Source organism: Phycicoccus sp. Root101 (genome assembly GCF_001426245.1).
In the GTDB taxonomy this organism is placed as follows: Bacteria; Actinomycetota; Actinomycetes; order Actinomycetales; family Dermatophilaceae; genus Pedococcus.
Genome location: NZ_LMCM01000006.1, coordinates 131,630 through 150,164, shown reverse-complemented (window position 1 = coordinate 150,164; position 18,535 = coordinate 131,630). Strand labels below are relative to the sequence as shown.

At 69.0% G+C, this 18,535-nt stretch carries 15 protein-coding genes; 9 read left to right on the top strand and 6 right to left on the bottom strand.

The features are described from left to right. The first annotated feature begins 76 nt into the window (after positions 1–76). From ASC58_RS08040 to ASC58_RS08020, 5 genes are all read left to right on the top strand, one after another. Entirely contained in the window at positions 77–1,207 is a 1,131-nt protein-coding gene (locus ASC58_RS08040; protein WP_056914311.1) for a branched-chain amino acid ABC transporter substrate-binding protein, read from the top strand. A 126-nt stretch (positions 1,208–1,333) separates the two neighbouring features. Continuing rightward, complete coding sequence (locus ASC58_RS08035; RefSeq protein ID WP_056918942.1) at positions 1,334–2,320, top strand: branched-chain amino acid ABC transporter permease; 987 nt, start codon at positions 1,334–1,336, stop codon at positions 2,318–2,320. Next, the gene (locus tag ASC58_RS08030) at positions 2,317–3,447 is read left to right on the top strand and encodes a branched-chain amino acid ABC transporter permease (RefSeq protein ID WP_056914309.1); all 1,131 of its coding nucleotides are present in this window, start codon (positions 2,317–2,319) and stop codon (positions 3,445–3,447) included. The genes ASC58_RS08035 and ASC58_RS08030 overlap by 4 nt, the downstream gene beginning before the upstream one ends. Continuing rightward, entirely contained in the window at positions 3,440–4,357 is a 918-nt protein-coding gene (locus ASC58_RS08025; RefSeq protein WP_056914308.1) for an ABC transporter ATP-binding protein, read from the top strand. The genes ASC58_RS08030 and ASC58_RS08025 overlap by 8 nt, the downstream gene beginning before the upstream one ends. Next, a complete protein-coding gene (locus tag ASC58_RS08020; RefSeq protein WP_235529148.1) occupies positions 4,341–5,066 on the top strand; it encodes an ABC transporter ATP-binding protein in 726 nt (241 codons plus the stop codon). The genes ASC58_RS08025 and ASC58_RS08020 overlap by 17 nt, the downstream gene beginning before the upstream one ends. Before the next feature lie 103 nt (positions 5,067–5,169). Here ASC58_RS08020 and uvrA read toward each other — a convergent pair whose 3' ends face one another. Next, positions 5,170–8,391 carry an excinuclease ABC subunit UvrA gene (uvrA, locus tag ASC58_RS08015; RefSeq protein WP_056918941.1) on the bottom strand — a complete coding sequence of 1,074 codons (3,222 nt, stop codon included), beginning with the start codon at positions 8,389–8,391 and terminating at the stop codon, positions 5,170–5,172. 49 nt (positions 8,392–8,440) lie between these two features. Between uvrA and ASC58_RS08010 the strand changes: the two genes are divergently transcribed. Beyond that, positions 8,441–10,273: a glycoside hydrolase family 15 protein gene (locus ASC58_RS08010; protein ID WP_056919246.1), complete on the top strand. Its 1,833-nt coding sequence runs from the start codon at positions 8,441–8,443 to the stop codon at positions 10,271–10,273. A gap of 10 nt (positions 10,274–10,283) precedes the next feature. Further along, positions 10,284–10,979: a maleylpyruvate isomerase family mycothiol-dependent enzyme gene (locus tag ASC58_RS08005; protein WP_157581171.1), complete on the top strand. Its 696-nt coding sequence runs from the start codon at positions 10,284–10,286 to the stop codon at positions 10,977–10,979. 2 nt (positions 10,980–10,981) lie between these two features. Here the strand turns inward: ASC58_RS08005 and ASC58_RS08000 are convergent, their stop codons facing one another. The 3 genes from ASC58_RS08000 to ASC58_RS07990 form a co-directional block, all read right to left on the bottom strand. After that, complete coding sequence (locus ASC58_RS08000) at positions 10,982–11,656, bottom strand: response regulator transcription factor (RefSeq protein WP_056914305.1); 675 nt, start codon at positions 11,654–11,656, stop codon at positions 10,982–10,984. A 238-nt stretch (positions 11,657–11,894) separates the two neighbouring features. Beyond that, on the bottom strand, positions 11,895–12,545 hold the full coding sequence (locus ASC58_RS07995; protein ID WP_056914304.1) for a response regulator transcription factor: 651 nt from the start codon (positions 12,543–12,545) through the stop codon (positions 11,895–11,897). Further along, a complete protein-coding gene (locus ASC58_RS07990) occupies positions 12,542–13,204 on the bottom strand; it encodes a sensor histidine kinase KdpD (RefSeq protein ID WP_082553090.1) in 663 nt (220 codons plus the stop codon). Before ASC58_RS07990 ends, ASC58_RS07995 begins: the two co-directional genes overlap by 4 nt. A gap of 173 nt (positions 13,205–13,377) precedes the next feature. Here ASC58_RS07990 and ASC58_RS07985 point away from each other — a divergent pair, with 173 nt between their 5' ends. Both ASC58_RS07985 and ASC58_RS07980 read left to right on the top strand, forming a co-directional pair. Next, complete coding sequence (locus ASC58_RS07985; protein WP_056917054.1) at positions 13,378–14,040, top strand: MBL fold metallo-hydrolase; 663 nt, start codon at positions 13,378–13,380, stop codon at positions 14,038–14,040. A 44-nt stretch (positions 14,041–14,084) separates the two neighbouring features. Then, positions 14,085–14,957, top strand: coding sequence for a DMT family transporter (locus tag ASC58_RS07980; RefSeq protein ID WP_056918939.1), 873 nt, complete (start codon positions 14,085–14,087; stop codon positions 14,955–14,957). A 64-nt stretch (positions 14,958–15,021) separates the two neighbouring features. Here ASC58_RS07980 and ASC58_RS07975 read toward each other — a convergent pair whose 3' ends face one another. Further along, the gene (locus ASC58_RS07975; protein WP_056917053.1) at positions 15,022–16,026 is read right to left on the bottom strand and encodes a TerC family protein; all 1,005 of its coding nucleotides are present in this window, start codon (positions 16,024–16,026) and stop codon (positions 15,022–15,024) included. A 385-nt stretch (positions 16,027–16,411) separates the two neighbouring features. Continuing rightward, on the bottom strand, positions 16,412–18,520 hold the full coding sequence (uvrB, locus tag ASC58_RS07970) for an excinuclease ABC subunit UvrB (RefSeq protein ID WP_056914301.1): 2,109 nt from the start codon (positions 18,518–18,520) through the stop codon (positions 16,412–16,414). Between the last annotated feature and the right edge of the window lie 15 nt (positions 18,521–18,535).

Below are 18,535 nucleotides of genomic sequence, written 5' to 3'. Positions count from 1 at the left end.
ATCCGGGGAACCGTGGGCGCTGTGACCCTGCTGCCTCCACGTGCACCATGTGACTTCAGGAGGACTCTTGCGTTCCGTGTTCAAGATTGGCGCGCCCCTCGTGGCGGCTGCGCTCGCACTGAGTGCCTGTGGCGGCACCACCAACGACGCCGGATCCACCAGCGGTGGCAAGGCGTGCGACCTCAAGATCGGCTTCTTCGGTGCACTGACCGGAGACGCCGCGAACCTCGGCATCAACATCAAGAACGGTGCCGAGCTCGCCGTCTCCCAGTACAACGAGAAGAACGCCGACTGCAAGGTCACGCTGACCTCGTTCGACAGCCAGGGTGACCCGGCCATCGCCCCCGGACTGGCCCAGAAGGCCGTCACCGACAAGAAGCTCGTCGGCATCGTCGGCCCCGCCTTCTCCGGTGAGTCCAAGGCTGCCGACCCGATCTTCGAGCAGGCCGGCCTCAACACCATCTCCGCTTCCGCCACCAACCCGGCGCTGTCCGAGAACGGCTGGAAGACCTTCCACCGCATCCTCGGCAACGACGCCACGCAGGGCCCGGCGGCCGCGAAGTACATCAAGGACACCCTCAAGGCCACCAAGGTCTTCGTCTCCGACGACACGTCCGAGTACGGCAAGGGCCTCGCCGACATCGTCAAGAAGGACCTCGGCTCCGCGGTCGCGGGTTCGGACGAGACCGCTGCCGACGGCAAGCAGGACGACTTCTCGGCCACCGTGACCAAGGCCAAGTCCTCGGGTGCCACCGTGTTCTTCTACGGCGGCTACTACTCGAACGCCTCGAAGCTGGCCAAGCAGCTCAAGGACGGCGGCTTCACCGGCACGTTCGTCGCGGCTGACGGTGTCAAGGACGACGGCTTCATCAAGGGCGCCGGTGCGGCGGCCGAGGGTGCCATCGTGACCTGCCCCTGCCTCCCCCCGGACAAGGCTCCGGAGTTCCAGGCCGCCTACAAGAAGGCGTACAACTCCGACCCGGCCACCTACTCGGCCGAGGCCTACGACGCGGCCAACGTGTTCCTCGCGGGCATCAAGGCCGGCAAGACCACCTCGGCGGACATGACGGCCTTCATCGGCTCCTACTCCGCCCAGGGCGTCACCAAGAACGTCAAGTTCGACGCCAAGGGTGAGCCGGCCGAGGTCTCCGTCTGGGCCTACAAGGTCACCGGCGGCAAGATCGTCCCGGACCAGGAAATCAAGTAGTTCCACGCGTAGCGGCCAAGGCTCTCGGCATCGAGGGCCTTGGCCGCTACCGTGTTCCCACCCGGACGCGGGCCGGCCTGGTCTCCCCCTGACCCAGGTTGAGAAGCCCCCTGACTCGGAGGCCTGATGGATCTTCTGCTCAACAACTTCTGGGAACTCACGATCACCGGCCTGGCCTACGGAGCCATCTACGCCCTCATCGCCCTGGGGTACACCCTCGTGTACGGCGTGCTCCGCCTGATCAACTTCGCGCACTCCGAGGTCTTCATGTACGGCGGCTTCGCAGCCGTCTGGGTGCTGACCGCCATCGGCGCGACCAAGGCGACCGGGCTCGGCACGGCCGGCTTCCTCGTCGTGGCCTTCGCCACGGCGATGGCGATGTCGGCCCTGGTGGCCCTCGTCCTCGAGTTCGTGGCCTACCGCCCGCTCCGCAAGCGCAACTCGCCGCCGCTGATCGCGCTGATCTCTGCCATCGGTGCCTCGTACACCCTGTCCGAGGCCATGGGCCTGCGCGACAAGCCGTTCAAGTGGTTCGGCAAGGACCAGGACCTCGTGCGCTACGTCGGTCGACCCCGCGAGGCCTCGCCGTTCCCCCTCAACATCGAGGTGAAGCGGCTCTTCTACGTCTTCGACTACCACGTCTCCAACATCGACCTGATCGTGCTCGGTGCCGCCATCATCATGATGATCGGCCTCGACCAGTTCGTCAGCCGGTCCCGCCTCGGCCGCGGCATCCGCGCCGTCGCCCAGGACCCCGAGTCCGCTGCACTCATGGGTGTCAACCGTGACCGGGTCATCCGCCTCACGTTCGTCCTCGGTGGCGCCATGGCCGGTGCCGCCGCGGTGATGTACCTGTTGAAGGTCGGCCAGATCCGCTACAACTCCGGCTTCATCCTCGGCGTCAAGGCCTTCACCGCAGCTGTCCTCGGCGGCATCGGCAACCTGCGCGGCGCCCTGCTCGGTGGCTTCATCCTGGGGGTCGCGGAGAACTACGGCCAGGCGGTCTTCGGCGGTGAGTGGAAGGACGTCGTGGCCTTCACCCTCCTCGTGGTCATCCTCCTGTTCCGCCCCACCGGCCTGCTCGGTGAGTCCCTCGGAAAGGCACGCGCATGAACGCCGTCAGGAACTTCCTCCACGGGGTCGGGGACCGCTTCCGCGCGCTGCCCCGCTGGGCCAAGATCGTCCTCGCGATCGCCGCCGCCGTGTTCGTGTACCTGCTGCCCATCATCAACCCGCCGCTCATCACGACGACGGACTCCGACTTCGGTGCGGTGCTGTTCCTCTGCGCCCTCTACGCCCTCGTGGCGATCGGGCTCAACATCGTCATCGGGTATGCCGGGCTGCTCGACCTCGGGTACATCGGCTTCTTCGCCATCGGTGCGTTCACCGTAGGCATCCTCGGGTCCGCGCACGGCAACATCCCGCTGCTGCTGTGCATCCCGATCGCCATGGCCGTCACGCTGTTCTCCGGCATCGTCCTGGGTGCACCGACCCTGCGCGTGCGCGGCGACTACCTCGCCATCGTGACGCTCGGCTTCGGTGAGATCGTCCGGCTGGTCCTGGTCAACGCGGACGGCCTCACCGGTGGTTCGCGAGGCATCTCCAACATCCCGACTCCCCCGAGCCTGGACCTCTTCGGGGTGCCGCACCTGGTGTGGGACGGTTTCGTCGCCAAGGTCGACCTGAGCAACCAGACCCGGTTCATCCAGTTCTCGGTGACCGACTCGATCCCCTACTACTGGCTGGCCCTCACGCTGGTGTTCATCGTGCTGTTCCTCGACTGGCGCATGCAGAACTCCCGCGTCGGCCGCGCCTGGGAGGCGACCCGTGAGGACGAGGACGCCGCGGAGCTCATGGGTGTGCCGACGTTCCGGTTCAAGCTGCTCGCCTTCGCGACGGGTGCCGCCATCGGTGGCCTCTCCGGCGCGTTGTTCGCGACCAAGCAGCAGTTCATCAACCCCGACAACTTCACGATCCTGTACTCGGTGCTCTTCGTGGCCATGGTCGTCGTCGGTGGCCAGGGCAACCGCTGGGGCGTCATCCTCGCCGCTGCGCTGCTGACCTGGGCCCCGGAGAAGTTCCGGTTCCTCTCCGACGCGCGGTTCCTGCTCTTCGGCCTCGTGCTGATGGCTCTGGCGATCTTCCGGCCGCAGGGCCTGCTGCCGCCGCGGCGGTCGGTGCGGGCGAAACGAGCTGACGAGGAAACCGAAGTGCTCGAGGAAGGAGCAGCGCATGTCTGACACCAAGGCCGGCGCCAGCAGCGCCGACGAGACGCGGGGTGCCCGCGTCGACGACGACACGCCCCTGTCCCCCGACGAGGACGCCCGACCCGACACGTCGGTCGACATCTCCGTCGACGCGGTCACCGACCTGCCCAAGGGCAAGATGCTCGAGGTCGACGACGTCACCTTGCGCTTCGGTGGCGTCACCGCCCTCGACGGGGTCTCGTTCCACATCAACACGGGCGAGATCCTCGGTCTCATCGGGCCGAACGGTGCCGGCAAGACGACCTGCTTCAACGTGATGACCGGCGTCTACCAGCCCACGTCCGGCGACGTGAAGTTCATGGGCGAAGCCCTCGGCAAGCGCAAGAAGTTCCAGATCACCAAGCTGGGCATCGCCCGCACGTTCCAGAACATCCGCCTGTTCCACAACATGACGGCCCTGGAGAACGTGCTCGTCGGTGCCGACGCCCACCACTCCACCGGCATGGGCTCGGCGTTGCTCCGGCTGCCGAAGCACCACTCCGAGGAGCGCGAGGGCATGGACCGTGCCTACGAGCTGCTCAAGTTCATGGGCCTGGAGAAGCGCGCGGACGAGCTGGCCCGCAACCTGCCCTACGGTGACCAGCGTCGGCTCGAGATCGCGCGAGCCCTCGCCACGAACCCGAAGCTGCTCTGCCTGGACGAGCCGGCTGCCGGCTTCAACCCGGCCGAGAAGGCCCGGCTCATGGAGCTCATCCGGTCCATCCGCGACCAGGGCTACACCGTGCTCCTCATCGAGCACGACATGAAGCTCGTCATGGGGGTCACCGACCGGATCGTCGTCCTCGAGTTCGGCAAGAAGATCGCCGAGGGCGTCCCCGCCGAGATCCAGGACAACCCTGCGGTCATCGCCGCCTACCTGGGAGTTGATGAAGATGCTTCTTGAGGTCGACGACCTCTGCGTCAACTACGGACGCATCGAGGCCATCCGCAACATCTCGTTCACCATCAACGAGGGTGAGATCGTCACGCTCATCGGGGCCAACGGCGCCGGCAAGACGACGACCATGAAGACGGTGTCGGGGCTGCGTCCCGTGCGCCAGGGCGCCATCAGGTTCGAGGGGCAGGACATCACCGCGATGCCCGCCCACGAGCGCCCCGTGCTCGGCATCGCCCAGTCCCCCGAGGGACGTGGCTGCTTCGTCGGGATGACGGTGCAGGAGAACCTCGACATGGGTGCCTACGCGCGCCCCGACCGCAAGTCCCCGAAGATCGGCCAGGACCGCGACCGCGTCTTCGGCCTCTTCCCCCGGCTGGCCGAACGCCGCACGCAGGTGGCCGGCACGATGTCCGGCGGCGAGCAGCAGATGCTGGCGATGGGGCGGGCCCTGATGGCCAACCCGAAGCTGCTGCTGCTCGACGAGCCGTCGATGGGCCTGGCACCGAAGCTGATCCAGCAGATCTTCGACATCATCACCGAGATCAACAAGCAGGGCACCACGGTGCTGCTCGTCGAGCAGAACGCCGCCCAGGCCCTCAAGCGGGCCGACCGCGCCTACATCCTCGAGACGGGCGAGATCATCCGCGAGGGCACCGGCAAGGACCTGGCGAGCGACCCAGCGGTCAAGGCCGCCTACCTCGGCGGCGACGTCTGAGGGTCAGCCCGACCTGACCGCCGGAAGGGGTGGACCGCAGCTGCGGTCCACCCCTTCTGCGTATGGCGCCTGGACGCGCACGACCGCGCGTCCGGCGCCCCCGTCAGCTCCGCTTCGCGCCCGCCGACCGCGGCGCCCTGGTCGCCGCCTTGGCGGTCTTGGCCGCTGCCGTGGTCGCGGTGGCCTTCCTCGGAGCGGCCTTTGCCGACGCCGCCTTCTGGCTGGCCGCCTTCTTCGTCGCCGTGGCACGAGTGGTGGCCGAGGCCGCCGCGGTGCGCTTGGCCGGCTTGGCCGCAGCGGACTTCGCGGCACCCGACGGCGCCGCAGCGGTCTTCGCCCGGGTGGCCCTGGTCACGACGGCGGCCTTCTCGGCCCCCGCCTTGGCCACGGTGGCTCCGGTCGGTCGCGCCGTGGTGCGGGCGCTCTTGGCGAGCACCGGTCCCAGGAACCGGCCGGTGTGGCTCGCCTCGACCTCGGCGACCTCCTCGGGCGTGCCCTCGGCCACGACCAGCCCGCCGCCGTTGCCGCCCTCGGGACCCATGTCGATGACCCAGTCGGCGTTCTTGATGACGTCGAGGTTGTGCTCGATGACGATGACGCTGTTGCCCTTGTCGACGAGGCCCTGGAGCACCTCGAGGAGCTTGCGGATGTCCTCGAAGTGCAGGCCGGTCGTCGGCTCGTCGAGGACGTAGATCGTCCGACCGGTCGACCGCTTCTGCAGCTCGGAAGCCAGCTTCACGCGCTGCGCCTCACCACCGGACAACGTCGGCGCCGGCTGCCCGAGCCGGACGTAGCCCAGCCCGACGTCGTTGAGCGTCCGCATGTGCCGGGCGATCCCGGGAACCGCGGCGAAGAAGTCGGCCGCCTCCTCGATCGGCATGTCGAGGACGTCGGCGATCGTCTTGCCCTTGAAGTGCACCTCGAGCGTCTCGCGGTTGTACCGCGCGCCGTGGCAGACCTCGCACGGGACGTAGACGTCCGGCAGGAAGTTCATCTCGATCTTGATGGTGCCGTCTCCGGAGCAGGCGTCGCAGCGTCCGCCCTTGACGTTGAACGAGAACCGGCCCGGCTGGTAGCCGCGGATCTTGGCCTCGGTCGTCGTGGCGAAGAGCTTGCGGATCGCGTCGAAGACCCCGGTGTAGGTCGCCGGGTTGGACCGCGGGGTGCGGCCGATCGGGCTCTGGTCGACGTGGACCACCTTGTCGAGGTTGTCCAGCCCCTTGACGGTCTTGTGCCGCCCCGGGACGTGCCGGGCACCGTTGAGCTTGTTGGCCAGGACGTTGTAGAGGATGTCGTTGACGAGGGTCGACTTGCCCGAACCGGAGACGCCGGTGACCGCGACGAGGTTGCCCAGCGGGAACGACACGTCGACCCCGTGCAGGTTGTGCTCGCGCGCCCCCACGACGGTGACCTCGCGACCCTTCTCCTGCGGACGGCGGGTGATCGGTGTCGGGATCTCGAGGCGACCCGAGAGGTACTTGCCGGTGATCGAGTCGGGGTGCTCGAGCAGGCCCTTGACCGGACCGGAGTGCACCACCTCACCACCGTGCTCGCCGGCCCCAGGGCCGATGTCGACGACCCAGTCGGCCGTGGCGATGGTGTCCTCGTCGTGCTCGACGACGATGAGCGTGTTGCCGAGGTCGCGCAGCCGGGTCAGGGTCTCGATCAGGCGGTGGTTGTCGCGCTGGTGCAGGCCGATGCTCGGCTCGTCCAGCACGTACAGGACGCCCACGAGGCCGGACCCGATCTGGGTGGCCAGGCGGATGCGCTGCGCCTCGCCACCGGACAGCGTGCCGGCAGGCCGGTCCAGGGACAGGTAGTCGAGGCCGACGTCGAGCAGGAACCCGAGGCGGGCCTCGATCTCCTTGATGACGCGCTCGGCGATCTGCCGCTCCCGCTCGGTGAAGTCGACGGTCTGCAGGAACGTCGCGCAGTCGGCGATGGCCAGGGCGCAGATCGCCGAGATGCTCTGCCCGCCGATGGTGACGGCGAGCGACTCGGGCTTGAGCCGGGCGCCCTGGCACTCGGGGCACGGCACCTCACGCATGTAGCCCTCGTACCGCTCCCGGCTCCATTCGGAGTCCGTCTCGGAGTGGCGCCGCTTCACGAAGGGGACGACACCCTCGAAGCCGGTGGTGTAGGAGCGCTCCCGGCCGTAGCGGTTCTTGTAGCGGACGTGGACCTTGTAGTTCTGGCCGTGCAGCAGCGCCTCCCGGGCCCGCGCGGGGAGCGCGCTCCACGGGACGTCCATCGCGAACTTGAGGTCGTTGCCGAGGGCGGTCATGACCCGCTGGAAGTACTCCGCCGATCCACTGCCCTGGGCCCAAGGGGCGATCGCGCCCTCGGCCAGGGTGAGGTCCTCGTCCGGCACGAGCAGCTCGGGGTCGACCTCGAGCTCGGTGCCGAGGCCGCTGCACTTGGGGCAGGCGCCGAAGGGGCTGTTGAACGAGAACGAGCGCGGCTCGACCTCGTCCATGGACAGCGGGTGGTCGTTGGGGCAGGCCATCTTCTCGGAGAAGCGCCGCTCCCGCGTCGGGTCGTCGGCCTCCTTGTCGACGAACTCCACGACGAGGACTCCCCCGGCGAGGCCGAGGGCCGTCTCGACCGAGTCGGTGAGCCGGCGCTTGGCGCCCGAGTCCGACCCCTTGGCGACGAGGCGGTCGACGACGACGTCGATGGTGTGCTTGACCTGCTTCTCGAGCTTCGGGGGCTCGGTGAGCGACACCACCTCACCGTCGACGCGGGCACGCGAGAAGCCCTTGCTCTGGAGCTCGGTGAAGAGGTCGACGTACTCGCCCTTGCGGGCACGCACGACGGGCGCCAGCACCTGGAAACGGGTCTTGTCGGGGAGCTCGAGGAGCCGGTCGACGATCTGCTGCGGGCTCTGCCGGGTGATCGGCTCACCGCACACGGGGCAGTGCGGTCGGCCGGCGCGCGCGAAGAGCAGGCGGAGGTAGTCGTAGACCTCGGTGATCGTGCCGACCGTGGACCGCGGGTTGCGGTTGGTCGACTTCTGGTCGATCGAGACGGCGGGCGACAGGCCCTCGATGAAGTCGACGTCGGGCTTGTCCATCTGCCCCAGGAACTGGCGGGCGTAGGCCGACAACGACTCGACGTAGCGGCGCTGGCCCTCGGCGAAGATCGTGTCGAACGCGAGCGAGGACTTGCCGGAGCCGGAGAGCCCGGTGAACACGATCATCGAGTCGCGGGGCAGCTCGACCGACACGTCCCTGAGGTTGTGCTCACGGGCCCCACGGACGACGAGCTGGTCGTGGTGGGGGCGGATGGGGGGTGTGGTGGGGTGCACTGCGGTCACGCGCTTCATGCTAGGTGCCCGCACTGACAGCCGCGTCACGGGCGCCTACGGTGAGGTCGTGACGACGACTCCGCAGCCGACCCCCATCGAGGAGTACGCCGTGCTCGGCGACACCGAGACCGCCGCCCTGGTGAGCCGAGGGGGGTCGATCGACTGGCTCTGCCTCCCCCGGTTCGACTCCCCCGCGTGCTTCGCCGGGCTGCTGGGCACCCGCGACAACGGCCGGTGGCTGCTCGGACCGGTGGAGGAGGCACGCAGCACCCGGCGGTACGTCGACAACTCCTTCGTGCTCGAGACCGTCCACGAGACCGACTCGGGCAGGGTCACCGTGACCGATCTCATGCCGATCGGGGACGGGCGGGCCGACATCGTCCGGAGCGTGCGCGGCGAACGCGGCACGGTCCGGATGCGGCACGAGTGGACCGTCCGCTTCGACTACGGCAAGGTCCGCCCGTGGGTGTCCCGCGGGGTCGGGCACCGCCTCGACAGCGACGTGATCACCGCCATCGCCGGTCCGGACATGCTGGTGCTGCGCGGCACGCGTCTCCCGGACCCCGAGGACGGTCACCACGTCGACGAGTTCGACGTCGCTGCCGGTGAGACCTACACGTTCTCGACGACGTGGTTCCCCTCCCACGAGCCCGTGCCCGCGCCGCTCGACATCGACTCCCGCATCAAGGAGACCATCGACGTCTCGAACGCCTGGGCCCACCGCTGCAGCTACGAGGGCCCCTACCGCGAGCAGGTGGTCCGCTCGCTGCTGACCCTGCGCCTGCTCACCCACTCGCGCTACGGCGGGATCGTGGCGGCCCCCACGACGAGCCTGCCGGAGGACTTCGGGGGCGAGCGGAACTGGGACTACCGCTTCTGCTGGCTCCGGGACGCCTCCCTCACCCTCGAGGCGCTGGTCTCCTCCGGCTACCTCGACGAGGCGCGCCTGTGGCGCAACTGGCTCATCCGCGCCGTCGCCGGCGACCCCGAGGACCTGCAGATCATGTATGCCGTGGACGGGGCCCGGCGGCTCCCGGAACGGACCCTGGACCACCTCCCGGGCTATGCCGGCTCCGCACCGGTCCGGATCGGGAACGGCGCCGTCGACCAGCGCCAGTCCGACGTCCTCGGCGAGGTGATGATCGCGCTGGACGAGGCGCGACGGGCCGGGCTCGAGGTGTCGGCCCAGGGGTGGGCGATGCAGCGAGCCCTGGTCGACGACCTCGCGAAGCACTGGGACCAGCCGGACAACGGGTTGTGGGAGATCCGCGGTCCCCTGCGGCACTTCACCCACTCGCGCGTCATGGTGTGGGCGGCGTTCGACCGCGCGGTCCGCAGCGTCGAGGAGCACGACCTCGAGGGCCCGGTCGAGCGGTGGCGCGAGGTCCGCGACGCCGTCCGCGACGAGGTCCTGTCCCGCGGCTACGACCCGGTCCGGGGCACCTTCACGCAGCACTACGAGACCACGGAGGTCGACGCCTCGCTCTTGCTCATCCCGTTGGTCGGGTTCCTGCCCGCGGACGACCCGCGCGTCCTGGGCACCGTGCGCGCGGTGGAGTCCGACCTGATGCGCGACGGGTTCCTGCTGCGCTACCGCACCCAGACCGGGGTCGACGGACTCCCCGGGGACGAGCACCCGTTCCTCGCCTGCTCCTGGTGGCTCGTCAGCGCGTATGCCGCGTGCGGCCGGGTCGCGGACGCCACCGCCCTCATGGACCGCCTGGTGGGTCTGGTGAACGACGTCGGGCTGGTGTCCGAGGAGTACGACCCCCAGCACGGTCGGATGGTGGGCAACTTCCCCCAGGCCTTCTCCCACCTCGCGCTCATCGGCGCGGCCCACGCCGTGGCCGCCGCCGAGAAGGTCGCTGCCCAGCAGGCTGCCGACCCGGCGTCGGACTAGCGTGGCGCAGATGAGCCTCGACACCGACCTCACCCTGCTGGCCGCCCACACGGACCGACTCCTCGGGACCGCCGCCCGGCTCGACGACGTCTCGGGCCCCTCGCTCTGCGAGGGCTGGACGCGCGGGCACGTCCTCAGCCACGTGGCACGCAACGCCGACGCCATCGCCAGGCTCGCGTCGTGGGCGGTGACGGGTGAGCGGCAGGACATGTACCCCGGGGGCACGGGGGCTCGCGACGCCGAGATCGCGGCAGGAGCGGGGCGGCCGGCCACCGAGCAGCTCGAGGACCTGCGCGCCACCGCGGAACGCCTGGTCCCGGCGCTCGAGGCCTTGGGCGGCACCCTGGCGGCCGAACGGGTCGAGATGCGGGGCGGTTACGAAGTGCCCTCCAGCAGGCTGCCCTTCCTGCGCCTGCGCGAGGTCGTCTTCCACCACGTGGACCTCGACGCGGGATTCACCTTCGACGACGTCGAGCCGGACCTGCTGCGCGCGTTCGTCGCCGACGCGGTGGACCGCCTCGCGCTCGGGAGCAGGCCCCCCGCGGTGACCCTCCGCGCGGACGAGGGTGACACCTGGACGGTCGGCGAGGGCAGCACCACGGTCAGCGGCAGCCTCGGTGGCCTGATGCTGTGGCTCGCACGTCGCGACGGCTCGCAGGTCCGGGCCGACGGTGGTCGTGTCCCCGAGCTGCCCCGGGGCGCCTGAGCTCAGCTGGTGAGGATCGACGCACCGGTGACGCCGGCGCGCCGGGCGATCGCCACGGCAGCGAGCGCCGAGTGCACCTTGAGCTTGTGCAGGATGCTCTGGACGTGGGTCCGCACGGTGTTGGGAGAGACGTGCAGCAGCTCGCCGATCTCGGTGCGGCTCATCCCCTCCACCAGGCACCCGAGCACCTCGAGCTCACGCGTCGTCAGGTCGCGAATGCCCTGCACGTGCTCCAGGGGCGCTCGCTGCTCGCGCGAGAACGACACGAGGACACCGGCGAGGAGGTCCGCAGGGATCCGGGTCTCCCCGCGCGCCACGCCCTGGACCGCGTCGACGAGCTCTTCGGGCGTCACCGTCTTGGTGACCCAGCCGCGCACGCCGAGCTGGACGGCCTCGACGATCCGGTCGGACGCGTCGAGGCCGGTGGCCACGACGACCCCGGCGCCCGGGTTGAGGCGCAGGGCCTCACGGGCGAGCCGCAGCCCGTCCTCACCGGCGAGGTCGAGGTCGAGGACCATGACGTCGTAGGACGCCTGGTCGAGCAGGCGCATGCCGGACTCGAGACTGGTGGCCGTTCCTGCGACCACCACGCCGTCGAAGTCACCGAGGCAGACGGCGAGGGCGTCGACGAAGACCTCATGGTCATCGACGACGAGTATGCGCGTGGGGGCAGGCATGACCTCACCCTCTCGCCTCCACACCGATTGCCCCACCGACTGGTGCTGGAGAAGCCCCTACGTCAAAAGGGTGATCTTCTCCCGCCGAGGCGGAAACCGGACGTGGGACGACCCCTGTCGGACCCGTCGACCGAGACCACCGGCCCCGGTGTCGACGCGGGTGCGTCGTCACCGGGGCCGGTGGTGCAGTGGTGCGGTGGCGCCCTGTGGTCCGACGTCGTGGTCGGACCTGGTGGGCTCAGCGCAGGTGCGCCGGCCACGACTCGTGCGAGCCGTGGGCGGACATCAGCGCGGCGGCCTGCAGGCGGGAGTGGACCCCGAGCTTGGTCAACAGGTTCTGGACGTGCGTGCGCGCGGTGCTCCGCTGCACGCCCAGGGCCTCGGCCATCTCCTCGGTCGTCTGTCCCTCCATGATGCAGCGCATGACCTGCCACTCACGGTCGGTCAGGAACTGCAGGGCCCAGAGCGGGTCCTCCGTGGTCTTCTGCGGGCGCAGGGCGCGCTGCAGGAGAGCAGGTTCCACCGCGAGCTGGCCGCGCACCGCGCGGTCCAGCATCTCGATGATCTCGACGATCGGCTTCTCCTTGCCGACGTAGCCGGACGCGCCCTCGGCGATCGCGCGACCGACCACCGCGTGGTCGGCCTCGGCCGAGAGCATGACGACCTTGGTCTCCGGTGAGATCTCCCTGATCTGGTGGATCGCCGCGACGGAGTTGCCGCCGGGGAAGTTCACGTCGAGCAGACAGACCTCGGGCCGGTGCATCGCCACTGCGGCGATGGCCTCGTCCGGCGTACCGGCCAGGGCGACGACGTCGTGCCCCTTGGCACCGAGGGCGAGGCCGAGGGCCTCGAGGAGGAGGAGATGGTCATCGCAGACGACGATCCTCATGATGCAACCACCTGAAGGGTCGGAAGCGCCGGCAGCGCCTCGCGGTCGGACACGGGCGCGAGGGTGATGTCGGCGACGACGCCGCCCTCATCGGCCGTGTAGAGACGGAAGGACCCCTTGCAAGCAGCCACCATGGCGCGCGTGGTCGTGAGTCCAAGCGATGTGACAGAGGCGATGCGCCCGAGACCGGGCCCGTCGTCTCGCACGGTCACGTGGACGCCGGCGCCGTCGGTGTGGACGGCCACGGTGACATGGCCTTCCTCACCCGCTGCCCGGACGGCGTTGTCCAGGACGCACGAGAGTGCCCGTCCCAGAGCCACCGGTCGCGCCCAAGCCTGCGGCGCACCCACGACATCGATCTTGATCGGGCACGAGGCGGTCACCTGTGCCCGTTCGGTGGCCCTACGGACCACGGTGATGAGGTCGATGCTCTCGACGTCGTCATCGGACGCGTCGGACAGCACCGCCTCGACGAGCTCGGCCAACCAACGGGCCTGGCCCTCGATCAGGTTCATCTTTCGTGCGTTGTCGCCACCTTCAGCTCCCGAGAGGAGCAGAATGGCGGCCAGCGGTTGCCGCAGGTCGTGCAGCAGTGCTCTTACTGTGTCGAGCTCTCCACCCGCGACTGGGCGCGGGTAGTCCTGAAATGTTGCAGCCATGTTGTATCCCTCACCAACCCGCGGACGGGAGACTGCACCCCCTGTGAGGCCCCCGTTGCTTCCGCGACGGGTCAAACGTATGACGTCAAAAAGAGGAGCAGCAATAGTCAATAGGAACTAGGCGAACCCACTGATTCACCGTGATTGCCTCCCGTGACTACAGAATGCGTGACATGACCTACGACGGACATGTGAAATCGACTGGCCCAAGTGAAAAAAGGACCCTCAACCTTCTCAGCATTTGGAAGATCTCTGTCTCAGGGATGGACAACAACGCCTATTTGCTGCAGTGCCACCACACGGGCGCACAGCTCCTCATCGACGCGGCGGACGACGCACCTCGACTGCTCGAGCTCGTGGCGGAGGGATCAGGTCGTCTCGACGTCGTCGTCACGACCCACCAGCACTGGGACCACCACCGCGCGCTGCCCGACGTCCTCACCGCCACCGGGGCGACGAGCATCTGTGGTGCCGCGGACGCCGACGGACTCCCGGTCCCGCCGGACCGCACGGTCGGGCACGGCGACCGGATCAGCTTCGGCGAGGTGGACCTGGACGTCATCCACCTCCGTGGCCACACCCCCGGCTCGATCGCCCTCGCGTACGACGACCCGGACGGGCACACCCACCTGTTCACCGGGGACTCGCTGTTCCCCGGAGGTGTCGGGAACACCAAGAACGAGGGCCAGAGCTTCGCGGCCCTCATCGACGACGTGACCACCCGTGTCTTCGACGTCTACGACGACGAGACCTGGGTCTATCCCGGCCACGGGGACGACACGACGCTCGGTGCCGAGCGACCCCACCTGCAGGAGTGGCGCGACCGCGGCTGGTGAGACCAGCTGCACCCGGTCCCGACCTCCTCACTACAGTCGCGCCCATGGCGACGACGCGAGCTCCGGCCTCCCCGCTGCTGCTCGTCCTCACCGCAGTCGTCTCGGTCCAGTTCGGCGGCGCCCTCGCCGCCACCCTCGTCCCGGAGATCGGTGCGGCCGGGTCGGTCACCCTGCGGTTGCTGTTCGCCACGGCCATCCTCCTCGGGCTGGCCCGACCGTCTCTGCGCGGCCAGTCCCCCGTTGCCTGGCGCACCGTCATCGCGTTCGGGTTGGCGCTGGGGCTGATGAACCTCGCGTTCTACGCGTCGTTGGAGCATCTGCCGATCGGGGTCGCCGTCACCGTCGAGTTCCTCGGTCCGTTGACCCTGGCGACGGTGCTGGCACGTCGGGCACGCGACCTCCTGGCCGTGGTGGCGGCCGCGATCGGGGTCGTGCTCATCTCCCGCGCCCTCGAGGTACCGCTGGGTACCGTCGAGTGGACCGGGCTGGGACTGGCCGCGGCGGCGGGAGCCTGCTGGGCGGCATACATCCTGGCCAGCGGACGGGCAGGCCGGGAGTTCGCGAGCTTCGACGGGCTCGCCCTCGCCATGGCCGTCGCGCTCGTCGTGAGCCTGCCACTGGGGTTGCGCAGCGTCCCCGACTGGAGCGGCGGAGCGGTCGTCAAAGGGCTCGGGATCGCCGTGCTCTCGTCGGTGCTGCCCTACTCGCTGGAGCTCGCAGCACTGCGGCACCTCAGCGCGCGGGTGTTCGGGATCCTGCTGAGCCTCGAGCCGGCGGCGGCCGCGCTCGCCGGTTTCCTCGTGCTGCACCAGCGCCTGACCGGGCGGCAGCTGCTCGGCATGGGGCTCGTGGTGCTGGCCAGCGTCCTCGTCATGGGCGCTGGGGGTTGCAAGGAGCCTGCGACGTCCACCGGCTGACGCGCGCGTGCCCGCTGCCGGCACGGAGCCGGGAGCGGGCACGCGGGTGCCGTCGAGGGTGCCGTCAGGTGCCGGGCGTGGCCGCCTGGTCGTCCTTGCGGGTCTTCAGCAGGCTGGCCACGGTGGTGACGCCGAGGATGACGACGATGGCACCGAGCGAGACCGAGATCGGGATGTCCGGGGCCCACTCGATGTGCTCGCCGCCGTTGATGAACGGGAGCTCGTTCTCGTGCATGGCGTGCAGCACGAGCTTGACCCCGATGAAGGCCAGCAGGACGGCCAGGCCGATGCTGAGGTACACGAGCCGCTTCAGCAGACCCCCGATGAGGAAGTACAGCTGGCGCAGCCCCATCAGCGCGAAGAGGTTGGCCGTGAGGACCAGGTAGGGGTCCTTGGTGAGGCCGAAGATCGCGGGGATGGAGTCGAGGGCGAACAGCAGGTCCGTGGTCCCCAGCGCCATGATGACGATGAACATCGGGGTGGCGAGCTTCTTGCCGTCGATCTTCGTGAAGAGCTTGGCGCCGTCGTACTCCTGGGTGGCCGGGAAGCGCTTCTCGACGAACTTCATGAAGCGGTTCTCCTCGTACTCGTCGTCGTCGCCCTCGCCCTCCTTGGCGAGCTTGACGGCGGTGTAGATGAGGAACGCACCGAAGATGTAGAACACCCAGGCGAAGTTGTTGATCGCGGCGGCACCGACGGCGATGAAGATGCCTCGGAGCACGATGGCGATGATGATGCCGATGAGCAGGGCGGACTGCTGCAGCTTCTCGGGGACCCCGAACCTGGCCATGATCAGCAGGAAGATGAAGAGGTTGTCGACCGACAGCGAGTACTCGGTGAGCCAGCCGGCGTAGTACTCGGTCATGAACTTCGCGCCGTGGGCGTCCTTGGTGAACCACCAGACACCGAGGCCGAACAGGACGGCAGCACCGACGTAGCCGGCCAGCGCGATGCTGACCTCCTTGGTGCTCGGCACGTGGGGACGGCGCGCGATGATGAAGACGTCGAAGAGCAGGACGGCGGCCATCAGACCGATGGTGAGGTACCAGACCCACGGAGCGACATCCATCTTGTCGGCATCCGCGGCGGCATGGACGAGGGAATTCACGAGACGACCCTTCCGGTCACGACTGAGGTGGCCGGAGGTCTCTCCCGCCCCTGAGCTGGTGCGGACCGGCTCCCCGGGCAGCGCCCCGAGCGGCCAGGAGGCCACGGGCGGAGCTGCCGTGATGACGAGGACACCGCGTGGGGATACTCCCCTCCGATGAACATGTACAGCGATGTTCCTCGGGGGACCCGGCCCTCCGATGAACATGAAAAGCGTGGTGCAGAACTGCTCGGACCGTGTCCGGCGCCGGGTGTGCGTACCCGTCCGGCCCTTGGTCCGTCGAGCAGTCTCCCAGACTTCGGCCGCCTGCCCTATTCGGTCCGTATGCCGGTGGGTCGCGGCGCCGCTACTGCGTGGCGTTCGACATCTGGCGCAGCTCCTTCTTCAGGTCGCCGATCTCGTCGCGCAACCGCGCAGCCAGCTCGAAGTGCAGGTCGGTGGCGGCCTGGTGCATCTGCGTCGACAGCTCCTGGATGAGGTTGGCCAGGTCGTTGGCCGGCATGCCGCGGAGCCGGTCGCTGGCCACCGCCGCGTCGGCCTGGACCGTCCCCCGGCCGCCACGACCCCCGCCCTTGCCGCGGGACTGGCTGCGACCGGAGCCGATGAGAGCCTCGGTGTCGGCGTCCTCGCGGTTGAGCAGGTCGGTGATGTCGGCGATCTTCTTGCGCAGCGGCTGCGGGTCGACCCCGGCGGCCAGGTTGTAGGCGATCTGCTTCTCGCGCCGGCGTGAGGTCTCGTCGATCGCCTCCGCCATGGACGGGGTGATCTTGTCGGCGTACATGTGCACCTGGCCGGACACGTTGCGGGCGGCGCGACCGATGGTCTGGATCAGCGAACGGGCGGACCGCAGGAACCCCTCCTTGTCGGCGTCGAGGATGCTGACGAGCGAGACCTCCGGGAGGTCGAGCCCCTCGCGCAGGAGGTTGATGCCGACGAGGACGTCGTACTCCCCCATCCGCAGCTCCCGGAGCAGCTCGACGCGGCGCAGGGTGTCGACCTCGCTGTGCAGGTAGCGGACCCGGACCCCCTTGTCGAGCAGGTAGTCGGTGAGGTCCTCGGCCATCTTCTTGGTCAACGTGGTGACCAGGACGCGCTCGTTCTTCGCGGTCCGCTCGCCGATCTCGTGCAGCAGGTCGTCGATCTGGCCCTTGGTCGGCTTGAGCACGACCTCGGGGTCGATCAGGCCCGTGGGTCGGATGATCTGCTCGACGACGCCCGTGCTCTGCGCCAGCTCGTAGGGGCCCGGGGTGGCCGACAGGAAGACGGTCTGGCCGATCCGCTCGAGGAACTCCTCCCAGCGCAGCGGACGGTTGTCCATCGCAGACGGCAGCCGGAACCCGTGGTCGACGAGCTGCCGCTTGCGGGACATGTCGCCCTCGTACATGGCACCGATCTGCGGCACGGTGACGTGCGACTCGTCGATGACGAGCAGGAAGTCCTCGGGGAAGTAGTCGAGCAGGGTGTTGGGAGCGGTGCCCCGGGCCCGGCCGTCGATGTGCATCGAGTAGTTCTCGATGCCGGAGCAGGAGCCGACCTGGCGCATCATCTCGATGTCGTACGTCGTGCGCATGCGCAGCCGCTGCGCCTCGAGCAGCTTGCCCTGCTTCTCGAACGTCGCGAGCTGGTCGGCGAGCTCGAGCTCGATGCCGCGGATGGCGCGCTCCATCCGCTCGGGACCGGCGACGTAGTGCGTCGCCGGGAAGACGTACATCTCCGTCTCCTCGCGCATGATCTCGCCGCTGACGGGGTGCAGCGTGTAGATCCGCTCGACCTCGTCGCCGAAGAACTCGATGCGGACCGCCAGCTCCTCGTAGACCGGGATGATCTCGACGGTGTCGCCCCGGACGCGGAAGGTGCCCCGCGTGAAGGCCAGGTCGTTGCGGGTGTACTGCATCTGGACGAACCGGCGGAGCAGCTCGTCACGGTCGACCTCCATACCGACCTTGAGCCGCGCCATCCGGTCGACGTACTCCTGCGGGGTGCCGAGGCCGTAGATGCAGGACACCGAGGCGACCACGATGACGTCGCGCCGGGTCAGCAGCGAGTTGGTCGCGCTGTGCCGCAGCCGCTCCACCTCCTCGTTGATCGAGGAGTCCTTCTCGATGTACGTGTCCGTCTGCGCGATGTACGCCTCGGGCTGGTAGTAGTCGTAGTAGGAGACGAAGTACTCGACCGCGTTGTTGGGCAGCAGCTCGCGGAACTCGTTGGCCAGCTGGGCGGCCAGCGTCTTGTTCGGGGCCATCACGAGCGTGGGGCGCTGGACCTCCTCGATGAGCCAGGCGGTCGTCGCGGACTTGCCGGTGCCGGTGGCGCCGAGGAGCACGGTGTTCTGCTCGCCGGCGCGGACCCGCTTGGCCAGGTCGGCGATCGCGGTCGGCTGGTCGCCGGCCGGCGAGAACTCGGAGACGACCTCGAACGGGGCAACGGTGCGTTGCAGGTCAGTCGTGGGACGCATGGGTCCACCGTATGC